This is a genomic window from Halorubrum sp. DM2 (assembly GCF_901686465.1).
GTDB lineage: Archaea > Halobacteriota > Halobacteria > Halobacteriales > Haloferacaceae > Halorubrum.
The window spans coordinates 2,869,830-2,888,933 of the sequence record NZ_LR594487.1 but is presented as its reverse complement, the minus strand read 5'-3'; the positions used below and the strand labels follow the sequence as shown (position 1 = coordinate 2,888,933).

At 69.5% G+C, this 19,104-nt stretch carries 21 protein-coding genes; 5 read left to right on the top strand and 16 right to left on the bottom strand.

What is annotated here, in order from left to right; all coding sequences use genetic code 11:
- Positions 1-186 precede the first annotated feature (186 nt).
- Together QOL69_RS14490 and QOL69_RS14485 are read left to right on the top strand one after the other, a co-directional pair.
- The gene (locus tag QOL69_RS14490) at positions 187-315 is read left to right on the top strand and encodes a hypothetical protein (protein ID WP_283403730.1); all 129 of its coding nucleotides are present in this window, start codon (positions 187-189) and stop codon (positions 313-315) included.
- Complete coding sequence (locus QOL69_RS14485; protein ID WP_048076692.1) at positions 312-497, top strand: DUF8595 family protein; 186 nt, start codon at positions 312-314, stop codon at positions 495-497. Before QOL69_RS14490 ends, QOL69_RS14485 begins: the two co-directional genes overlap by 4 nt.
- A 10-nt stretch (positions 498-507) precedes the next feature.
- Here QOL69_RS14485 and QOL69_RS14480 read toward each other — a convergent pair whose 3' ends face one another.
- From QOL69_RS14480 to QOL69_RS14420, 13 genes are all read right to left on the bottom strand, one after another.
- The gene (locus tag QOL69_RS14480; RefSeq protein ID WP_048076693.1) at positions 508-1,047 is read right to left on the bottom strand and encodes a type II toxin-antitoxin system RelB family anti-toxin; all 540 of its coding nucleotides are present in this window, start codon (positions 1,045-1,047) and stop codon (positions 508-510) included.
- 123 nt (positions 1,048-1,170) lie between these two features.
- Entirely contained in the window at positions 1,171-1,545 is a 375-nt protein-coding gene (locus tag QOL69_RS14475) for a DUF555 domain-containing protein (protein WP_283403729.1), read from the bottom strand.
- Positions 1,546-1,629: 84 nt separating this feature from the next.
- On the bottom strand, positions 1,630-2,628 hold the full coding sequence (locus QOL69_RS14470) for an isocitrate/isopropylmalate family dehydrogenase (protein ID WP_283403728.1): 999 nt from the start codon (positions 2,626-2,628) through the stop codon (positions 1,630-1,632).
- Complete coding sequence (gene leuD / locus QOL69_RS14465; RefSeq protein ID WP_283403727.1) at positions 2,625-3,281, bottom strand: 3-isopropylmalate dehydratase small subunit; 657 nt, start codon at positions 3,279-3,281, stop codon at positions 2,625-2,627. Before leuD ends, QOL69_RS14470 begins: the two co-directional genes overlap by 4 nt.
- Positions 3,278-4,699 (bottom strand): 3-isopropylmalate dehydratase large subunit, encoded by a 1,422-nt coding sequence (gene leuC / locus QOL69_RS14460; protein ID WP_283403726.1) that lies wholly within the window; start codon positions 4,697-4,699, stop codon positions 3,278-3,280. The genes leuD and leuC overlap by 4 nt, the downstream gene beginning before the upstream one ends.
- A 79-nt stretch (positions 4,700-4,778) precedes the next feature.
- The gene (gene ilvC, locus QOL69_RS14455; RefSeq protein ID WP_283403725.1) at positions 4,779-5,837 is read right to left on the bottom strand and encodes a ketol-acid reductoisomerase; all 1,059 of its coding nucleotides are present in this window, start codon (positions 5,835-5,837) and stop codon (positions 4,779-4,781) included.
- A gap of 25 nt (positions 5,838-5,862) precedes the next feature.
- Positions 5,863-6,525 (bottom strand): acetolactate synthase small subunit, encoded by a 663-nt coding sequence (gene ilvN / locus QOL69_RS14450; RefSeq protein ID WP_283403724.1) that lies wholly within the window; start codon positions 6,523-6,525, stop codon positions 5,863-5,865.
- Positions 6,522-8,345 carry a biosynthetic-type acetolactate synthase large subunit gene (gene ilvB / locus QOL69_RS14445; RefSeq protein WP_283403723.1) on the bottom strand — a complete coding sequence of 608 codons (1,824 nt, stop codon included), beginning with the start codon at positions 8,343-8,345 and terminating at the stop codon, positions 6,522-6,524. The genes ilvN and ilvB overlap by 4 nt, the downstream gene beginning before the upstream one ends.
- A 364-nt stretch (positions 8,346-8,709) precedes the next feature.
- Complete coding sequence (locus QOL69_RS14440) at positions 8,710-9,870, bottom strand: LeuA family protein (protein WP_195155724.1); 1,161 nt, start codon at positions 9,868-9,870, stop codon at positions 8,710-8,712.
- Positions 9,871-10,269: 399 nt separating this feature from the next.
- Positions 10,270-11,076 carry an ABC transporter ATP-binding protein gene (locus QOL69_RS14435; RefSeq protein WP_283403722.1) on the bottom strand — a complete coding sequence of 269 codons (807 nt, stop codon included), beginning with the start codon at positions 11,074-11,076 and terminating at the stop codon, positions 10,270-10,272.
- The gene (locus QOL69_RS14430; RefSeq protein WP_283403721.1) at positions 11,060-11,860 is read right to left on the bottom strand and encodes an ABC transporter permease; all 801 of its coding nucleotides are present in this window, start codon (positions 11,858-11,860) and stop codon (positions 11,060-11,062) included. The genes QOL69_RS14435 and QOL69_RS14430 overlap by 17 nt, the downstream gene beginning before the upstream one ends.
- Before the next feature lies 1 nt (position 11,861).
- A complete protein-coding gene (locus QOL69_RS14425) occupies positions 11,862-12,839 on the bottom strand; it encodes an aliphatic sulfonate ABC transporter substrate-binding protein (RefSeq protein WP_283403720.1) in 978 nt (325 codons plus the stop codon).
- A 253-nt stretch (positions 12,840-13,092) separates the two neighbouring features.
- Positions 13,093-13,371 (bottom strand): DUF7111 family protein, encoded by a 279-nt coding sequence (locus QOL69_RS14420; RefSeq protein ID WP_283403719.1) that lies wholly within the window; start codon positions 13,369-13,371, stop codon positions 13,093-13,095.
- Positions 13,372-13,493: 122 nt separating this feature from the next.
- On the opposite strand from QOL69_RS14420, the gene QOL69_RS14415 reads away from it, so the two are divergent.
- Both QOL69_RS14415 and QOL69_RS14410 read left to right on the top strand, forming a co-directional pair.
- Positions 13,494-14,423: a 1,4-dihydroxy-2-naphthoate polyprenyltransferase gene (locus QOL69_RS14415; protein WP_283403718.1), complete on the top strand. Its 930-nt coding sequence runs from the start codon at positions 13,494-13,496 to the stop codon at positions 14,421-14,423.
- Positions 14,420-15,571 carry a mandelate racemase/muconate lactonizing enzyme family protein gene (locus QOL69_RS14410; RefSeq protein WP_283403717.1) on the top strand — a complete coding sequence of 384 codons (1,152 nt, stop codon included), beginning with the start codon at positions 14,420-14,422 and terminating at the stop codon, positions 15,569-15,571. Before QOL69_RS14415 ends, QOL69_RS14410 begins: the two co-directional genes overlap by 4 nt.
- 62 nt (positions 15,572-15,633) lie before the next feature.
- On the opposite strand, the gene QOL69_RS14405 is transcribed toward QOL69_RS14410, so the two are convergent.
- Complete coding sequence (locus QOL69_RS14405) at positions 15,634-16,068, bottom strand: halocyanin domain-containing protein (protein WP_283403716.1); 435 nt, start codon at positions 16,066-16,068, stop codon at positions 15,634-15,636.
- A 124-nt stretch (positions 16,069-16,192) separates the two neighbouring features.
- Here QOL69_RS14405 and QOL69_RS14400 point away from each other — a divergent pair, with 124 nt between their 5' ends.
- The gene (locus QOL69_RS14400; protein WP_283403715.1) at positions 16,193-16,651 is read left to right on the top strand and encodes a DUF5799 family protein; all 459 of its coding nucleotides are present in this window, start codon (positions 16,193-16,195) and stop codon (positions 16,649-16,651) included.
- A gap of 40 nt (positions 16,652-16,691) precedes the next feature.
- Here QOL69_RS14400 and QOL69_RS14395 read toward each other — a convergent pair whose 3' ends face one another.
- Entirely contained in the window at positions 16,692-16,841 is a 150-nt protein-coding gene (locus QOL69_RS14395; protein WP_283403714.1) for a DUF7557 family protein, read from the bottom strand.
- A gap of 78 nt (positions 16,842-16,919) precedes the next feature.
- On the bottom strand, positions 16,920-19,049 hold the full coding sequence (locus tag QOL69_RS14390) for a hypothetical protein (RefSeq protein WP_283403713.1): 2,130 nt from the start codon (positions 19,047-19,049) through the stop codon (positions 16,920-16,922).
- Between the last annotated feature and the right edge of the window lie 55 nt (positions 19,050-19,104).

Sequence of the window (19,104 nt, the reverse complement as noted above, 5' to 3'; positions counted from 1 at the left end):
GTGACGGTGGTCGCAATCGGCGATCGTTTCGATGACGCCGAGAGATCGGAAAACCACCCGACTACACCACTATCTCCCGTAAAATTAGCTTCCGAACTACCGGACATGAAATCCGGTATCCGTGAGTGGTGGTTCGATTTACACGCGTGACGGTACTTATGGCTCGTGCGCGCTTACCTCGGTGTGATGACCGATTCGGTTCCCGACTCCACCGGCGATCGACCCGCCAGTCCGGTCGACGACGGGGAGTACCGACAACACGCGTCCGCGGACGTAGCGCCCGAGCTCTTCGACGACGTTCCGGAGGGACGATGACCGAGCCGGGCGATCCCCGCGCAACTGGGGATGAACGAGAGGAGACCGGCCAGCGAGGGGAGGACACGGACCACGAGACGGATCGAGAACCCGACGACGGAACGGACCATCTCGACGACGTCGAGGACGGCGCGGGCTGTACGGAGATCTGGGAGCGGCTCTCCGAGCGTCGAGAGGAGTGAGGCCGCGAGCCTACGACAGCTGCGCGGCGATGTCGGCCTCCGTGATGATCCCGACCGTCTCGCCGCCGTCGGTGACCATCACGGCCTTGTAGTGGTCCAGCAGGTTCCTGACCTCGTCGACGGTCGCCGACGGCGCGACCGTCGGGAACGACTCGCTCATCACTTCGCTCACGGGGTGATCGCCGACGTTCTCGCCGGCGTGGACGACGTCGCCCTGACTGATCGAACCGACCGGCACGCCGTTCTGGAGGACGGGGAGCTGCGAGTACGCCTCCGCCTCCATGAGCTCGACGGCCCCGCTCACGGCGTCGTCCGGCGCGACGCTGATCACGGTCTCGTTCATCAGGTCGGACGCGCGCACGACTTCGCCTTCCGCCTCCTGAAGGGCGTTGACGATGCGGCGGAGCGTGGAGAGCCGGGGGTCGACGTCGCCGCCCTCGATCCGCGCGATGAGCGGCTGGGAGACGTCCGCGGCGTCGGCGAGTTCGCTCTGGGTCAGCTCCAGTGCCGTCCGGCGCTCGCGGAGGTCCTGTGGCGTCGGCAGTTCCATGCCGACTAATTACTTAAGGTTATTAGAAAAGCTTTCGGCACCGACCGAACTCGCGCCGCCGAGGTCGTCGGACCGCCGACGGAGAGGAAGGTCGCCGACGGGTCGGGTCGACGACGGGGCCGGTTACCGTTCCGGCTCCTCGTCTTCGTCGTCGGCCTCGGTCTCGAAGACGTCGATGACTTCGAGCGGAACGTCGCGGAGCGCGCCGCCGACCTCGCTTTTCGCGATCCGCTCCGCGTGCTCCTCGCTGTCGGCGTTGAACACGTCGATCTCCAAGAGGAGTCCCACGAGCGCCGTGTTCGCCGCGAGGAACGCGGCGTCGAACGGCTCGCCGCAGGCCGGACAGCCGGTGACGCCGGGTTCGACCTCGACGTACTGCTTGTCCGTCTCGTTGAGTCGCTTGCCGGCTTCGCTGACCGCGACGCCGATGGCGTCGTCGGTCTCCTCGACGTCTCGGACCAACCAGGCGGCTTCCATCGCGACCTCGTAGTTGCTCATGCTCGGGCGGAGGGGCCGCAGGGTTTCCTGTCTTGCGGTTCTCCCGCGGTCCGACCGACGGCGCGGATCGGCCGCAGCGACGCCCTACAGACGGTCGACGATTGCCGCCGTGACCTCGTCGGTCGCGGCGTCGCCGCCGAGGTCACCGGTGCGCGGCCCGTCGGAGAGGACGCCCTCGACCGCGTCGCGCACGCGCTGGCCCTCCTCGGCGTGCCCGAGGTACTCGACGAGCATGGCCGCGGAGAGGATCGCCGCGGTCGGGTTCGCGATCCCCTCGCCGGCGATGTCGGGCGCGGTGCCGTGGACCGGCTCGAACAGCGCGTTGTCGTGGCCGACGTTCGCCGAGGGGAGCAGCCCGAGCCCGCCGACGAGCCCGGCGGCCAGGTCGGAGAGCACGTCGCCCGCGAGGTTCGGGCAGACGACCACGCCGTACTGGGTCGGGTCGAGCGGGAGCTTCGTCGCGAACGCGTCCATCAGCTCCTCGTCGGCGTCGACGCCGCGCTCCGCGGCGACCGAGAGCACCTCCTCGCGGAAGCGCCCGTCCGTCTCGCGCATCACGTTCGCCTTGTGCGCGACCGTGAACCCCTCCTCGGGGTCGCCGGCGGGACCGCGGCCGTCCGCGACGAACTCGCACGCGAACTCCGCCAGCTCGCGGGAGGCCGACGAGGTGACGACGCGCGTCAGCGTCGAGAGATCCTCGCTCAGCCGGTCTTCGTGGCCCGCGTAGACGCCCTCGGTGTTCTCGCGGAGGAAGACCACGTCCGTCTCCGGGCGGAGCGCGTCGACGCCGGGGTACGCCTTCGCGGGCCTGACGTTGACGAACGAGTCGACCGCCTCCCGCAGCGGGAGAATGACGTCGGCGGCCGTCTCGCCGGCCGCGCCGAACAGCGTCGCGTCCGCGTCGGCGGCGAGATCGTACGTCTCGGCGGGGAGCGCCTCGCCGGTCGCCTCCTTCGTCGCGTCGCCCGCGTCGGCCGCGACGAACTCGAAGTCGACGGGGAGCGCCTCCAGCACCTCGACGGCGGCCGGGACGACCTCCTTCCCGATCCCGTCGCCCTCGATGACGACGACCTCGTGGCTCACGCCTCGTCCCCCGGAATGTCCTCGGACGGCACGTACGGCAGCGACCGGGCGGTCTCGCGGACCGCGCCCTCGTTCGCGCCCATCAGCGCCGTGGTGTCCCAGACGCCCTCGACGAGCGCCTTCCGCTGTGCGTCGTGGACCGTCGCGTCGATCACGGTGTCGCCGTAGGTGATCGTCTCCGCGGCCACGTCGATGTCGATCTCGGCGTCGGGGTTGGCCTCGACGTAGTCCTGTAGCGCCTCGATGTCGTCCTGATCCGCCGTGACCGTCGGGACGCCGAGCGCGAGGCAGTTGCCCGCGAAGATCTCCGCGAACGACTCGCCGACGACCGCGTCGATCCCCCAGCGCATCAGCGCCTGCGGCGCGTGTTCGCGGGAGGAGCCGCAGCCGAAGTTGGCGTTGACGACCAAGACGTTCGCGCCCCGGTACCGCTCTTCGTTGAACGGGTGGTCCTTCTCGTTGTCCTCGTCGTCGAACCGCTGGTCGAAGAAGGAGAACTGACCCAGCCCGTCGAAGGTGACGACCTTCATGAACCGCGCCGGGATGATCTGGTCGGTGTCGATGTCGTTGCCCCGGACGGGGATCCCGGTGCCGGAGACCTCGGTGACCTTCTCCGCCGGAGCCTCGCCGTCGCTGAACTCGGGCGAGCTCATACGGTCGCCACCTCCTCCATCTCGCGGACGTCGGTGACCTCGCCGGTCACCGCCGCGGCCGCGACCATGATCGGACTCATCAGGACGGTGCGCCCGTCCTTCGACCCCTGCCGGCCGACGAAGTTCCGGTTCGACGAGGAGGCGCTGGCCTCGTCGCCCTCCAGCTGGTCGTCGTTCATGCCGAGACACATCGAACAGCCCGGCTCGCGCCAGTCGAATCCGGCCTCTTTGAACACCTCGTCTATCCCCTCGGCCTCGGCCGCGTCGCGGACGCGCTGACTGCCGGGGACGACCATCGCGCGGACGTCGTCGTCGACCTCGCGGCCCTCGACGAACGCCGCGGCCTCGCGGAGGTCCTTCAGCCGCGCGTTGGTACACGAGCCGAGGAACGCCACGTCGATGTCGTACCCCTGCATCGTGTCGCCCGGCTCGACGCGCATGTGCTTTTGCGCGCGCCGCGCCGTGTCGCGGTCCTCCTCGGGGAGGTCCCCGGGATCCGGGATCGGCTCGATGATCCCGGCCGTCTGCCCGGGGGTCGTCCCCCACGTCACGGTCGGTTCGATCGCCGAGCCGTCGATGGTGACCACGTCGTCGTACTCGGCGTCGTCGTCGCTCCGGATCGACTCCCAGTAGGGTTTCAGCCGCTCGAACTCCTCCGGATCGTCCTCGAAGGCGTCCGTCCCCTCCAGCCACTCGTAGGTGGTCTCGTCGGGGTTGACGTACCCCGCGCGAGCGCCGCCCTCGATCGACATGTTACAGATCGACATCCGGCCTTCCATCCCGAGGTCCTCGATGGCCTCGCCGGCGTACTCGTACACGTAGCCGACGCCGCCGTCGGTCCCGAGCTTCCCGATGATCGTCAGGATGACGTCCTTCGCGGTGACGCCCTCGCCGAGTTCGCCCGTCACCTCGATCTTGCGGACCTTCTGTTTCTCCATCGCGACGCAGCCGGTCGCCAGCACGTCGCGGATCTGCGAGGTGCCAATGCCGAACGCCAGCGCGCCGAACGCGCCGTGCGTCGAGGTGTGCGAGTCGCCGCAGACGATCGTCATCCCCGGCTGGGTGAGTCCCTGCTCCGGGCCGATGACGTGGACGATCCCCTGATCGCCGGAGTCCGGGTCGGAGAAGTCGATGCCCGAGCCGCGGACGTTCTCCTCCAGCTCCGCCATCATGCTCTCTGCGGCCTCGTCGCGGTAGGGGCGGTCGCGGTTGCCGGTCGGCACGATGTGGTCGACGGTCGCGTGCGTCCGCTCCGGGAACGCGACCTCCTGTCCGCGCTCCTTCAGCATGCCGAACGCCTGCGGGCTGGTGACCTCGTGGACGAGGTGAAGCCCGACGAACAGCTGGTCCTGTCCGGTCGGCAGCCGCGTCACCGTGTGCCGGTCCCACACCTTGTCGTACAGCGTCCCCTCGCTCATCGGGGATCACCCGAGCGGTTCGCGGGGTCCGTGGACCGCGCGGTCTCGCGGGAGCGGTTCGCGTCGCCGCGTACGCCCATCAGGCGGTCACCTCGGCCGACTCCTCCTCGTCGTCTTCCGCCGACTCCTCCCACGAGAACAGCCCGCGCAGCTCCTCGCCGACGGCCTCGATCTCGTGGTTCTTCTCGGCGGTCCGGAGCTGGGTGTAGGAGGGGCGGCCCGCCTGGTTCTCCGCGATCCACTCGCGGGCGAACTGGCCGTTCTGGACCTTCTCTAAGACCTCCTCCATGTTCTCGCGGGCGTGCTCGTCGACGACCACGTCGCCCTGCGTCAGTCCGCCGTACTCGGCGGTGTCGGACACCGAGTCCCACATCTCGCCGAGCCCGCCCTCGTACATCAGGTCGACGATGAGCTTCAGCTCGTTGAGGCACTCGAAGTACGCCATTTCCGGCGAGTAGCCGGCGTCGACGAGCGTCTCGTACCCCTGCTTCACGAGCGAGGTGACGCCGCCACAGAGGACGGCCTGCTCGCCGAACAGGTCGGTCTCCGTCTCCTCGCGGAACGACGTCTCGACGACGCCGGCGCGGGTACAGCCGATCGCGGCCGCGTACGCCAGCCCCTCGTCGTGGGCGTCGCCGGTCGCGTCCTGGTACACCGCGAGCAGGCCGGGCGTCCCCTGGTCGTTCTCGTAGTTGCGGCGGACGAGGTGGCCCGGCGACTTCGGAGCGACCATCGTCACGTCGACGTCCTCCGGGGGCTGGATCTGGTTGTAGTGGATGTTGAACCCGTGCGCGAACTGGAGGGTGTCGCCCGCGTCAAGGTTCGGCTCGACCGCGTTCTCGTACACGTCCGGCTGGACCGTGTCGGGGACGAGGACGCTCACGATGTCCGCCTCCGCGGCGGCGTCCGCGGGGGTCTCCACGCGGAGTCCGTCGCTCTCGGCGGCGGCCCGCGAGGAACTCCCCTCGCGGAGGCCGACGATCACGTCGACCCCGCTGTCCGCGAGGTTCTGCGCGTGGGCGTGGCCCTGCGAGCCGTAGCCGAGGACGGCCACCGTCTTGTGGGCGATCGCCTCCTCGTCCGCGTCGTCGTCGTAGTATACTATCGAATCGAACGTCTGCGTGTCGTCGTCGGTCATGTTGGTGGTAGTGTCGTGAAACCGCTCAGTCGTCGTGGGTGGTCGGTTCGCCGGCCGTTCCGGGTTTCTCTCCTGGCGCGGTCGGGGTGTTGCCGCGCGCGAGGGCGGTCGGTCCCGTCCGCGCGACCTCGACGATGCCGAACCGCTCGAACGCGCCGATCGCGCTGTCGATGTCGGCCTTGTCGCCGGTGAGTTCGACGGTGATCGTCTCCGGGCCGGCGTCGACCGTCTCGCCGTCGTACATCTCGGAGACAGCGTGGACCGCGGCCGGGTCGTCGGCCTCGACCTTCAGCAGGACCAGCTCCGAGGTGACGGCGTCGCCGGCGACCTCGCCGACCGAGATCACCGGCTTCAGCTTCGCCATCTGTTTCTCGATCTGGTCGATGCCGGGGTCCGTCTCCTCGACGACCATCGTGATCCGCGAGTGACCCTCGACGGTCGTCGGCCCGACGGTGAGGCTCTCGATGTTGAACTGTCGCCGGGAGACGAGCCCGGAGACGCGCGCGAGCACGCCCGGCTCGTCCTCGACGAGCGCGGAGATGACCGCGCGCCGCGACTCGTGTTCCGCCTCGACGACGGGGTCGATCCGGATCCCTTCGAGGTTCCGCCGTCCCTCGGGGTGGTCGCGCTCCGCTGGTCCGGGCTGCTCGCCCGGAAGCGGCCGGGAATCGGAAGTGTCGCCGCTCATAGCTGGTCCTCCACGGCCGCGAACTTGCCGTTCGCACCGCCGCTCGGCACCATCGGCAGGACGTTCTCCTCGGGGTCGACATGGAAGTCGATCACGGCCGGCCCGTCGTAGTCGAGCGCCTCCTCGACGGCGGGGGCGACCTCGTCGTAGTCGTCGACGCGCAGCCCGAGCGCGCCGAACGCCTCGGCCAGCTTGTCGAACTCGGGCATCCAGCTGTACTCCGAGGCCATGTGGCGTCCCTCGTAGAACGCGTCCTGCCACTGTCGGACCATCCCGATGTACTCGTTGTTGAGCACGGCGACCGTGATGTCCAACTCCTCGCGGACCGCGACCGACAGCTCCTGCATCGTCATCAAAAAGGAGCCGTCGCCGTCGAAACACACCACGTCGCGGTCCTCTTCGCCCATCGTGTCGGCCGCGACGCGCGCGCCGACCGCGGCGGGCACGCCGTAGCCCATCGTGCCGAGTCCGTGCGAGGAGACCCACGTCCGCGGCTCCGAGTACGACCAGAACTGCGAGGCCCACATCTGGTGTTGGCCGACGCCCGTGGTGACGATGGTGTCGTCGTCCGTCGCCTCGTCGAACGCCTCGACGACGAACTGCGGCTTCAGCGGCTCGTCGTCGGGGGTCGCGTACGTGAGCGGGTACGTCTCCTTCCACTCCGCGCACCGCTCGCGCCACGCCTCGGCGTCGGGGGCCTCGCGGACCGCGGCGGTCAGCTGGTCCAAGACGCGCCCGGCGTCGCCGATCAGCGGGTAGTCGGCGTAGACGTTCTTCGAGATCTCAGCGGGGTCGATGTCGACGTGGATCACCTCGGCCTCGGGCGCGAACGTGTCGATCCCGCCGGTGAGCCGGTCGTCGAACCGCGTCCCGACCGCGATCAGGCAGTCGGTGTGGGTGATCGCGAGGTTCGCGTAGCCGGTGCCGTGCATCCCCGCCCACGAGAGACAGAGGTCGTCGTCCTCGGGGAACGATCCGATGCCCGGCATCGTCGTCGTCACCGGGATCCCGTAGCTACGGGCGAACGTCCGGGCCTCGTCGCTCGCGTCGCCCTTGATGACGCCGCCGCCGAACAGGCAGACGGGGCGCTCGGCCGATTCGATGGCGCGCGCGGCCGCCTCGACCGCGTCGGCGTCCGCGTTCGGGTCGGGGTCGGTCCCCGCGGGCGGCGTCGCCGGGCCGGGCGTCCGGTCGGTCTCGTCCTGCGTCACGTCCTTCGGGAGGTCGACGAGCGTCGGACCGGGGCGGCCGGCCCGCGACAGCTCGAACGCCTCGCCGACGGTGTCGCCGACGGTGTCGGCCCCGCCGGCGAAGTAGTTGTGCTTGGTGATCGGTCGGGTGACGCCGACCGTGTCCGTCTCCTGGAACGCGTCGTTGCCGACGAACTCCGTGGGGACCTGCCCGGTCAGCGCTAACATTGCGTCCGAGTCCATGTCGGCGTCGGCGATACCGGTGACGAGGTTCGTCGCGCCCGGACCGGAGGTGGCCATACAGAGTCCGGGCTCGCCGGCGACGACGCCGTACGCGTCGGCGGCGTGGGCCGCACCCTGCTCGTGGGCCATCGTCACGTGCCGGATCGACGAGTCGTACAGGGCGTCGTAGACGGGCATGATCGCCCCGCCCTGAACGCCGAAGGCGGTCTTCGCGCCCGCGGCTTCGAGGGCGGCGACGACCGATTCAGCGCCGGTCGAGACGGGTCCCGCGGGCTGTTCGTCGTCCGGGTCGGTCGGGTCGTCGGCCGCGGCCTCGCCGGTCGCGTCGGCGGACGAACCGTCCGACTCGTCTCCGTCGGATCGCGGCTGTGCTGCTGTATCGCTCATTGTCGTGGTGGTGTTCGGTGTGGCATCTGGCGGGTTGTCGCGTCGGTCGCTGCGAACGCGGGACGGACGGGGTCACGCCGCGTCTGTCGGGAGCGCGGCTGCGTGCGTCGGAAACGGCCCGGCCGCCGGCGTTCGGCGGTGCGTCGCGTCGGTGAGGAAGGGATGGTGTAGGGGGTCAGACCCCTACGATGATCGGCGCGACGGCTGCGGGAACGTCCGCTCGCTCCGCGACCGTGGTGTGCCGTCGCATCTCGCTCGGAGCAACGCGGCCGGGGTATAAATTCCTGTCGGGGAGCGCGAACCGACCCCGTAGGCGACTGCCCTCGCGGTCGCTCGGAGGGCGCTCCGGTCGAGGAGGCGGCCATCAGACCCGGACCTCCTCCTCGCGCGTCACGTCCGCCTCCTCGGCGAACCGCTCGACGTCGCCGGCCGTCACCCGCCGCTTGCCGGCACCGTACTCCTTGACCCGCTTCGTAATCTTCCGGACCTCGCCGTCCGTCGGGTCGAAGCCGGCCTCCACCAGGTGCTTGCGCACGCTGTGGGTGCCGGTGTGTTTGCCCAGCACGAACTCGCGTTCGGCCCCGACCATCTCCGGGGTCATCACGCCGGTCTCGAACGTGTCGCTGTTCTCGATGACGCCGGCGGCGTGGATGCCCGACTCGTGGGCGAACGCGTTCCGTCCGGTGACGGGCTTGTTCGCCGGCACCGGGATGTCCGAGGCCTCCTCGACGATCCGTGCCAGCTTGGTGATCTGGGTCGTGTCGATGCCGGTGTCGACGCCGTACACCGACTCGACGGCCATCACGACCTCCTCGTAGGCGGCGTTGCCGGCGCGCTCGCCGATCCCGTTGACCGACACCTGCGCCTGCTCCGCGCCGTTCTCGAAGCCCATGACGGCGTTGGCCGCGGCCATCCCGAAGTCGTCGTGGGTGTGGACGTCGACGCGGGCGTCTGTCGCCTCGACGACGGCCTCCACGGTCTGCCCGAAGCTGGTCGGCATCCCGACGCCGCAGGTGTCGGGAATGTTGATCCAGTCGGTGCCCGCGTCGCTGACCGCCTCGACGATGTCGATCAGGTAGTCCGGGTCCGTCCGGGTCGCGTCCATCGGCGAGAACATACACTCGACGCCGGCGTCTTTGACCTGCTCGACGGCGTCGACCGCGCGCCCTTTCGCCTCCTCGCGGGTCGCGTGCATCGAATCCTCCAGCTGAACGTCGCTGGTGGAGACGAACACGTGGACCATTTCGACGCCGGAGTCGATGGCGGCCTCGATGTCGCCGTCGACGACGCGGGCCAGCCCGCAGACGGTGGTGTCCGTCGCGGCGGCGATGTCGCTGACGGCCTCGAACTCCGCATCCGAGTTGACCGGGAACCCCGCCTCGATGACGTGGGTGTTCATGTCGTCCAGCGTCGCCGCTATGCGGCGTTTCTCGTCGTAGCTGAACGAAGTACGTGGTGACTGTTCTCCGTCTCGCAGGGTCGTGTCGAAGATCCTGACAGGACCGATTTCGACGTTAGAAGCTATCGTGCCCTGGAAGAACTCGATCCGCCGGGGTGTCCGACGAAGCCTCCGTGATGTCTGTCATCGCTTCACGACAAGACGGTCGAGTACTTAACGGTTTGGACGATCGCAAAATCGGAGTCGACCGGCAGTCGAGAGCGAGACGAACCGCGAGCGAGAGATCGCATGACTGCGGTGGTGTCAATACACCTTAAGGAGGTAATACACACACCGGGGACGACGAGCGTATTCCGATTCGGAAGCGAGTTGATAAGGGAGATCGACGTTCGTTTCGTTCGGTCTGCGGGCGACCCGCGGTTCGCGCGCGGCGAGCCAGCGACCCGCACGGCGATGGATCCCGGACCGCACGGGAGTCTGATTCCGACTCCCGAAGGTGACCGAGTCGGCGGGGCGGAAGCGCCGCTACCGCCCGAGCGCGTCCGTCACGTCGCGCCGGAGGGCGACGAGGTCGGGGTCCGCCCGCTCGCGGGGGCGGTCGATGTCGACGTCGACGACGGCCTCGACCGTTCCGGGTTGGCCGCCGAGGACGACGACGCGGTCCGCGAGGTACACCGCCTCCTCGACGTCGTGGGTGACGAGGGCCACGGTCGTCCCCCGCTCTTCCCACACGTCGAGCAGGTGGTCCTGCTGGTCCGCCTTCGTCAGCCGGTCGAGCGCCGAGAACGGCTCGTCGAGCAGCAGCACGGAGGGGTCGTACGCCAGCCCCCGCGCGAGCGACACGCGCTGGGCCATCCCCCCGGAGAGCTCGTCCGGGTGGCTCTCGGCGAACCCGTCGAGTCCGACGGTCTCGATCAGTTCGTCGACGCGCTCGCGGGCGGCCGGCGAGTCGGGGTCGACGTCGGCCGGGAGCCCGACCGCGACGTTCTCGCGCACGTCGGCCCAGTCGAGCAGCCGCGGCTGCTGGAACACCATCCCGACGTCGTCGCTGCCGCCGTCGCGGACGTCGGTGCCGTCGACCGCGACGCTCCCGGCGAACTCCGGTTCGAGGCCGGAGAGCACGCGGAGCAGCGTCGACTTCCCGCAGCCGGAGGGGCCGACGACCGCGACAAACTCGCCGTCCGCGACCGCGAGGTCGACGCCGTCGAGCGCGACCGTGTCGTCGTACCGCTTCCGGAGGCCGTCGACCGCGAGGACTGGGTCCGCGGTCGGCGACGCGGCGTCGGCGTCAGCGGCCGACGACGCGGCGTCGGGATCAGCGCCCGACGACACGGTCTCTCACCTCCTTCACCGCGACGTCGGAGCAGTTGCCGAGGAACGCGAAGAGCAGGATCGAGCCGACGATGATGTCGGGCCGCGCGAGGGTCCGCCCGTCGCTCAGCAGGAACCCGATCCCCTGGCTCGCCGCGATCAGTTCGGCGGCGACGACGAACATCCACGCCAGCCCGACGCCGCCGCGGATCCCGACGAGCAGGCTCGGGAGCGCCGCCGGGAACACGACCCGGCGCAGCGACTCGACGCGGCCGAGGTCGTACACCTCCGCGACCTCCAGCAGCTCCTCGTCGACCGCCGCGATGCCCGTCGAGAGGTTGAGGTACACGGGGAAGAACGCGCCGACCGCGATCAGTAGCACCTTCGCGCTCTCTCCGATGCCGAACCACAGCAGGAACAGCGGCACCCACGCCAGCGACGGGATGTTCTTCAGGCTCTGTAAGAGCGGGTCGAGCAGGTCGCTGGCCGTCCGCGAGAGCCCCGTGGCCGTTCCGAAGACGGTCCCGACGGCGATCCCGAGGCCCGCGCCGAGGAAGACGCGCTGGACCGTGATCGCGACGTGACCCAACAGCTCGCCCGAGGCGGCCATCCCGTACAGCGTCTCGGCGACGCGCAGCGGGGTCGGAAGCTGGTAGGCCGCGATGACGCCGGTCGCCACGACGACGTGCCAGCCGACGACGAGCGCCGCCGGGACGACGAGCCCGAGCAGCGGGCGGAACCGGTCCGCCGAGGGGACCGCGACCGGACCGATCGTTCGCGGCTCGGTTCGGGCGTCGGTGGCCATCTCAGACGACCTCGCTCGCGAACTCGGCGTCGATCAGCTCGTCGACGTGCCCGGCCGGGTCGGCGTCCTCGGTCACGAGCCCCTCGCGTTCGAGTATCGGCAAGAGGTTCGTGAGCAGTTCGCGGTGCGGGTCGCCCGGAATCGGCCGCGAGAGGTCGTTCCGCTGCGTGAACACGCGCTCTGCGACCGGCTCCGACATCTCCGAGGCGTCCGCGAGGATCCCCGCCGTCTCCTCGGGGTTCTCGATCGCCCACTCGCGGCCGCGCTCGTACGTCTCGATCACCCGGCGTGCGTCCTCGGGGCGGTCGGCGAGGAAGCCGTCGAGGAAGTTGAGGAAGCCGTAGGTGTTGTACCGCGGCTCGCGGAAGAACAGCTCCGCGCCGTCGTGTTCGAGCTCCAGCTCCGCCATGTGGGGGTCGAGACCCGCCCACGCGTCGACTTCGCCGCGGACCAGGGCGGACTGCCCCTCCGGGTGCTGGAGGTTGACGACCTCGACGTCCTCCTCGCTCAGTCCGGCGTCGTCGAGCGCCTGAAGCAGGAAGAAGTACGGGTCGGTGCCGCGGGTGGCGGCGACGCGGCTCCCTTCGAGGTCCTCGACCGATCCGATGCCGGTCTCCTCGAAGGTGACGAGCGCGGTCCACTCCGGCTCCGAGTAGACGTACGGCGTCGTGATCGGGACGCCGTTCGTGCGGGCCATCAGCGCCGCGATCCCCGCGGTCGAGGAGACGTCGGCCTCGCCGCTCTGCGCGTACTCGTTCGCCTGATTGCTCCCGAGGCTCAACACCCACTCGACGTCGGTGCCGGCGTCAGCGAACGCCTCTTCGAGCCAGCCCTTCTCGCGCAACACGAGGCTGACCGGGTTGTAGTACGCGTAGTCGACCGTCACCGTCCCCGATCCGCCACCGTTCCCCGCGCAGCCGGCGAGCAGCGAACCGCCGATCGCCGCGCCGGTGCCGCGCAGGAACTGTCTTCGCTCCATACACGCCTTCACCGGTCCCACTCATAAACAGATATGGCTATTGAGAATATTCAGCCGCGACTATGATGCTCTATAGTTATTTATTTTCAGTAGTGAAAGATATTCACACGGGGTTCGTCCGTCGCGTCACGCCCCCTACCCGTTGAACACGCGTCCGGGACCTCGTTCGAGACGGTGACGAAGCCGTTCGGCTCGCGTTCCGAATAGCGGACTATGTTGCTGGTTAGTCGGCGTCGAGGCGTGGGCGGCGCGGCTACATTCCCATGTCGGCGGCCGCGTCCGGCACCGGAAGGTCCGGAACGGCGACTCCGAGCAGCTCCGCGGCGTGGTCGAGCGCCATGTCGAACCCGTAGTACCGCTCCAGTTCGTCGCCGTCGGGACCGGGACGGACCTTCAGCATGGCGTACCCCTCGACGTTCTGCGCGACGGTCGCCTCGCGGCCGTCCCGCGAGAAGGTGAGCCGGCGCTCGTCGTCGGTCTCCTCGTACCGCGCCGCGACGCCGTTCGCCGACGCGGACTCCGTGTCGGTCATACTATCGATACGGACTCCGTAATGTCGAACCTGTCGGTCCATGACACTCTCGGTCGCCCCGCAGCGATCTGCTTCGGTCCGCGATGGCAAGGTTAAGGGACGACACGCACCAATCGGAGGCAATGAGTACCGAGGTGACCCGCCGTCGGGCGTGGGTGATCGCCGCCCGTCCCCAGACGCTCCCGGCCGCGGCCGCGCCGGTGATCGTCGGCGTCGGGTTGGCGCTCGACGCCGGGGTGTTCGCCCCGCTTCCCGCCCTCGCGGCGCTCGTCGGCGCGGCGCTGATCCAGGTCGGCACGAACTTCGCGAACGACTACTACGACGCGATCCAAGGGGCCGACACCGACGACCGCGAGGGGTTCACCCGCGTGGTCGCCAGCGGCCTCATCGAGCCGGCCGAGGTGAAACGCGCGATGTGGCTCACCTTCGCGGCCGCGATCGGCGTCGGCACCTACCTCGTCGCCGTCGGCGGCGTCCCGATCGTCGTGATCGGACTCGCCTCCGTCGCGGCCGGGATCGCCTACACCGGTGGCCCCTACCCGCTGGGATACCACGGGCTCGGCGACCTCTTCGTGTTCGTCTTCTTCGGCGTGATCGCGGTGACCGGGACCTACTACGTCCAGGCCGCCGCGCTCCTCTCCGCGCCGTTCCCCGTCGGGATCCCGGACGGGACGGTCGCGGTCGCGGCGGTCGTCGCCAGCCTCCCGATCGCCGCGCTCTCGACGAACATCCTCGTCGTCAACAACCTCCGCGACCGCGAAGAGGACGCCTCGACCGGCAAGCGCACGCTCGCCGTCCGGTTCGGCTACCAGTTCGCCCGCGCGGAGTACCTCGCGATGCTCGCGCTGGCGTACGTCGCCCCGCTCTGGTTCGTCGCGCGCGGCGACGGGCTCGCACCGCTGCTCCCGCTCGCCACCCTGCCGCTGGCGGCGGCCGTCGCGCGGACGGTGCTGACCGAGACCAGCGGCGAGGCGCTCAACCCCGCGCTCGAATCGACCGGCAAACTGCTCGCGGCGTACGCCGTCGCGTTCGCGGTCGGGCTGGCGGTGTGACCGACGACCGACCCCGCCGCGGGAACGCGTCTCTCACGGTCCGGCACCGCCCGTTCGAACTTAACCTGACCCGCCCGCTCGGCACCGCTCACGGCGATATCCGCAGCCGAGACGGATTCGTGGTCGCGGTCGAACGCGAGCGCGACGAGGCGACCGCGGTCGGCGTCGGTGAAGCGACCCCGCTCCCGGGCTGGACCGAGTCGCGCGAGACGTGTGCGGCGGCGCTGAACCGGCTGTCGGACTCCGACGGCGACGGGGCAGCGGGCGACTCTCTTGACGCCCTCGCCCACGAGCGCGTCGACGCCCTCGACGCCGAGGCGACGCCGGCCGCCCGACACGGCGTCTCCCTCGCGCTCGCCGACGCCGCGGCCCGCGGCTCGGGAGACCGACTCGCGGACCGGCTCGCGGCCGAGGCCGACCTCGACGCGACGCCCGCCGACGCCGTCCCGGTGAACGCGACCGTGGGCGACGGCGACCCGACCGAGACCGCTGGCGAGGCGAGGCGGGCGGTCGAGGAGGGGTTCGACTGTCTCAAACTGAAGGTCGGCGTCCGTAGCGTCGACGCCGACGTCGAGCGCGTCCGCGCCGTCCGCGAGGCGGTCGGCAACGGCGTCGCGCTCCGTGTCGACGCGAACGGAGCGTGGGACCGAACGACGGCGCGCCGCGCGCTCGACGCGCTGGCCGCGTTCGACCTCGCGTACGTTGAGCAGCCGCTCCCGGCGGACGACCTCGAAGGGCTGGCAGCGCTTCGCGAGGATGATCCGAGTTCGAGGGTCCCGATCGCGGTCGACGAGTCGGTCGCGGCTCACGGGGTCGACGCCGTTCTGGAGGCCGACGCCGCCGACGTGGCGGTCCTCAAGCCGATGGCGCTCGGCGGGCCGGACCGGGCGCTCGCGGCCGCGCTCCGGGCGCGGTCGGCCGGGGTCGAGCCGGTCGTCACCACCACGATCGACGCGGTGGTTGCGCGGACCGCCGCCGTCCACGTCGCGGCCGCGATCCCCGACGTGTCGCCCTGCGGACTCGCGACCGGATCGCTGCTCGACGAGGACTTAGCGCCCGACCCCTGCCCCGTCGCAGACGGGCGGATGCCGGTCCCGTCCGGGCCGGGGCTCGCGGGCGACGCGTTCGACGAACTGCGGCGTTCGTAGCGGTCGCGGTCGACACTCACGATATCGATTGAACGACCGATCGGGAGGGCCGGGATCCGGATTCAGTCGTCGCTCGCCGAGACGACCTCGACGCTGCCGCGCATGCCGCGGGTCTGGTGGGGCGTACAGACGTACTCGTGCGTTCCCGACGCCTCGAACTCGCGTTCGTAGGTGTACCCCTCCTCGGCGACGAGTTCGGACTCGAACGACCCGTCGACCGCGTACACGTTGTGGCCGCCGCCCTCCCCGGTCCACTCCCACCTGACGGTCGTTCCGGCGTCGACCCGGACGTGCGCCGGCGCGTACGCGAACCCGCCGTCCGCGCCGACGGCGACTTCGACGGTCGCCTCGCCGGTCCGGTCGACCCGCTCGTCGGCCGACTCACCGGCGGCGTCGCCTCCCGAGCCGGGGAGGACCGCACCGGCACAGCCCGCGAGGGCGGTCGCGCCCGCGGTTCCCGCGGCGGCGAGGAGGGCCCGACGGCTGCTGTCTCTCATGTCCGATCGGAGGGCGTCCGGCATCTAAACTCCTCCGCGTCCTCTCCCGGCACGGGAACCGACCAGCGGCGACGGGTCGAAGCGGGGGGACGGACTTTTCACCGCGAGCGTCGAACGGAGGCGCATGAGCGAGTGGACCGACGCCATCGTCGGCGAGCGGATGACCGTCGACAACCAGTTCAACGAGCGCGTCGCGGCGTCGCGCTTCTCCAGTCAGGAGTGGGGACTGATCATGACCGCGACCGACTTCGAGATCGAGAACGCCGACGACCCGGAGAGCGCTCGCGTCGTGGCGGACACGTCGAGTCTCCCCGCAATCATGCCCGAACTGGAGAACCTCCGGTCGCAGATGGCGGGGATGGGCGGCGCTCCCGGCGGCGCGGAGGGCGGCAATTCGGGCGGCGGCCTCGTCGACTCGATCAAGGGCGCGCTCGGTCTCGGCGGGGGCGGCGGGAGCGGCGGGGCCTCGGACGAGGAACTGGAGGCCGCAGAGCGGCTCGTACAGGAGTACGCCGACGAGCTACAGGCACACCTAGAGGAGGTCGGCAAGTGGGAGCAGGTCCGCGTCGCATATCAGGAGTGAGGCCGCGACCGGCGCTCGGCCGACCCGAGGACGCGTTCTGTCACTCGATGTCGCTGCCGCGGAACAGCGCGAGCTCCTCCGCCTCGTAGATGCCGATGAGTTCGCTGACGATCTCGTCGTACTCCTCGTCGTCGACGCGGAGCGCGTCGAGCCGCTCGACCGTCTCCTCGTCGAGGTGGACCTGAGGCATACGCGGCGGTTCGTCGTCGGGGAAATAAAACATGTCGGCGGGCGAGGGGCGTCGGTCGCGCCGGCGGCGCTCCGCGGCTCAATTCCGACACTGCGAGTCGGCGTGCGACTCGGTCTCGGATACCTCCGAGAGCGCCTTTGTCGCGGATTCCTCGATGTCTTCGGCGGTGAGGTCGTCGCTTTTGAGGACGAGATCACCGTTGAGACAGATTTGAACTTCGCTTCCGGAGTGTATGTTCAGAGCGTCGGAAACAGCAATCGGCTCTGGCTCTCTGTGACGGGTTCCAGCGAGTCGTCTCCGTCTGTCAAGGGAGTCAACAATCGTCGAACACTCCATTCCGAGCATCGCTTTGATGGAAGTAAACGACCACCGATCGACCGCCAACGAATTCGTATCGAGGGAACGAAGCGAAAGAAGCTGTAACGGAAATCCGCGGTTCTTCGAGGCGAGCGTCCCCGGATCACCAATGAATCGTGCCTGTGTGCCTTCATCACGAATCGCGAGTGCCGTCGCGACGGAAATGGAACCGCCTGCCGACAGCAGCCCGATCAACTGTCGAACGGACTCCGAAGGAAGGTTGCCGTCGAACAGCACCGTTCCGAGAGCGCCTGCGTTGATTAAGCCGAGGCCAGTCTTGACATCTCTCGTTCCTTCGAGGACTACGACGGCCGGAGAGTTCGGCTCGTTCGACGCGCCGAGCGAGCTGATTTCGACACGACCGTCCCCCGAGACGACCGCACCGTCATCGATCGGGAGACCGCAGTAGACGATATCCGTCGAGGAATCGGAGAAAACGTCAGAAACGGCGTCGGAACTTGGAGCAGATAAGACCCTCCACTTCTCGATTCCGTCTGGTGTCTCGGGGTCGGTGTAGGCGTTTCTGAACGCCTCTGCCCGCTCGTCGGAGTTAAAGAGGAAGACCGCGCAGAGGTCTCCGTGGGAGGACACACTGCGGCGTAAATAGTTCTCGTACGAAACCGGCGTGAGTACGGACGCCCCCGGAGGAATCGGATCCGCGTCGGGGGTCGGCACCGGATCGCTCTTCGGCTTCGGCGTCGGCGATTCGAGGTCGATCCGCTGTGACCTCGCGAGCGCAATGGGAGCGTCGGGAGCGGACGGCTCGGCCGCTCCGCGGACCCGCACCGGCGCGAGGACGTGCGCGAGGTGCGGGAGCAGCTCGGCCGCCTCGGGTGCCGGCCGCAGGACTGCCTCGGTCGACCACGCAGGCGCGTACGGCGCGACGGTCTCGGGATCCACCTCCAAGTACTCCATGAGGTGCTCGCTCATCGAACTGTCCGCGAGGTTCGGCGGGTAGAAGGGGAGCTCCGCGCCGACCTGCTCGTACTCGTACCGGTCCGACGGGACGTACCCCTCAGTCCGCGCGAGCGTGTCGAGGAAGAACCACGTCCGGAACAGCTCCTCGACCCGGCGTTCGAGCGCGCGTCCCTCCGCGGGAAGCCGCTCCTCGTAGCCGTTGTCGAGCCGGATCGCCGGCGCGTCCCCGACGGTCATCCGCGCGCCGAGGTAGTACGACAGCGTCGAGAGCCGGTACACGTCGGCGTACGTCGGCCGAACCACGACCTCGACGCCCGTGTCCGGAACGGTCAGCGGGCTAGGGATGTCGAGTTCATCACCCCGCTCGATCCGCGGCGGGTATCTCCGGAGCGTCGGCCACGACCGCTCCGGCGAGAACTCCTGTATCGACGACCCGAGCACCGATACCGCCTCCGTCAACGCGGCCGGGTCGTCCGGGACCGTGACCGTGGCCTCCGGTCGCGTGTGGAACGACCGTCCGCCGACCGTCACCGTCGTCGGCCGGTCGAAGGTGAGTTCGACGGGCTCCGGCCCGCCCATTCCGGTCGCCGTTATCTCCGCGTCCTCGACTCGCAGGAGGACCTTCGTCACGCCGCTGATCTCGACGCAGTAGTCGCCGCGCGGGAACTCCGCGGACTCGTCGAGCTGCGCGAGGAAGTCGCCGTTCGCGCGCCGGACGTTGACCGTCGAGTACTCCGCGACCGAGATCGACTTCGCCTCGAAGCTGACGGCCCGATCGACCGGAAGCGGAAACAGTTCCGGCATCGCCGGCGAGAGCTCCGGCTCGTGGTCCGCCAGCAGGTCGAGCCGCGTCCCCTCGATGACGTCGCGGACGCCCAGCGTCCGCCCGTCGACTTCGAACCCGATACGTCCGTCAGATGACCCGTCGTTCACTGGACTGTTTCTGGTTCACCGACACGTATGAGGGTGTCGGTGAAAATCCCAATCC

Excerpts from the sequence above, each read along its gene's own strand:
- QOL69_RS14400 (WP_283403715.1), top strand. The coding sequence starts at position 16,193 with ATGAGCGAGTGGACCGACGCCATCGTCGGCGAGCGGATGACCGTCGAC.
- QOL69_RS14430 (WP_283403721.1), bottom strand. The coding sequence starts at position 11,860 with ATGGCCACCGACGCCCGAACCGAGCCGCGAACGATCGGTCCGGTCGCG.
- QOL69_RS14415 (WP_283403718.1), top strand. The coding sequence starts at position 13,494 with ATGAGTACCGAGGTGACCCGCCGTCGGGCGTGGGTGATCGCCGCCCGT.
- QOL69_RS14485 (WP_048076692.1), top strand. The coding sequence starts at position 312 with ATGACCGAGCCGGGCGATCCCCGCGCAACTGGGGATGAACGAGAGGAG.
- QOL69_RS14395 (WP_283403714.1), bottom strand. The coding sequence starts at position 16,841 with ATGCCTCAGGTCCACCTCGACGAGGAGACGGTCGAGCGGCTCGACGCG.
- QOL69_RS14425 (WP_283403720.1), bottom strand. The coding sequence starts at position 12,839 with ATGGAGCGAAGACAGTTCCTGCGCGGCACCGGCGCGGCGATCGGCGGT.
- ilvB (WP_283403723.1), bottom strand. The coding sequence starts at position 8,345 with ATGAGCGATACAGCAGCACAGCCGCGATCCGACGGAGACGAGTCGGAC.
- ilvC (WP_283403725.1), bottom strand. The coding sequence starts at position 5,837 with ATGACCGACGACGACACGCAGACGTTCGATTCGATAGTATACTACGAC.
- QOL69_RS14480 (WP_048076693.1), bottom strand. The coding sequence starts at position 1,047 with ATGGAACTGCCGACGCCACAGGACCTCCGCGAGCGCCGGACGGCACTG.
- QOL69_RS14490 (WP_283403730.1), top strand. The coding sequence starts at position 187 with ATGACCGATTCGGTTCCCGACTCCACCGGCGATCGACCCGCCAGTCCG.
- QOL69_RS14475 (WP_283403729.1), bottom strand. The coding sequence starts at position 1,545 with ATGAGCAACTACGAGGTCGCGATGGAAGCCGCCTGGTTGGTCCGAGAC.
- QOL69_RS14420 (WP_283403719.1), bottom strand. The coding sequence starts at position 13,371 with ATGACCGACACGGAGTCCGCGTCGGCGAACGGCGTCGCGGCGCGGTAC.
- leuC (WP_283403726.1), bottom strand. The coding sequence starts at position 4,699 with ATGAGCGAGGGGACGCTGTACGACAAGGTGTGGGACCGGCACACGGTG.
- QOL69_RS14405 (WP_283403716.1), bottom strand. The coding sequence starts at position 16,068 with ATGAGAGACAGCAGCCGTCGGGCCCTCCTCGCCGCCGCGGGAACCGCG.
- leuD (WP_283403727.1), bottom strand. The coding sequence starts at position 3,281 with ATGAGCTCGCCCGAGTTCAGCGACGGCGAGGCTCCGGCGGAGAAGGTC.
- ilvN (WP_283403724.1), bottom strand. The coding sequence starts at position 6,525 with ATGAGCGGCGACACTTCCGATTCCCGGCCGCTTCCGGGCGAGCAGCCC.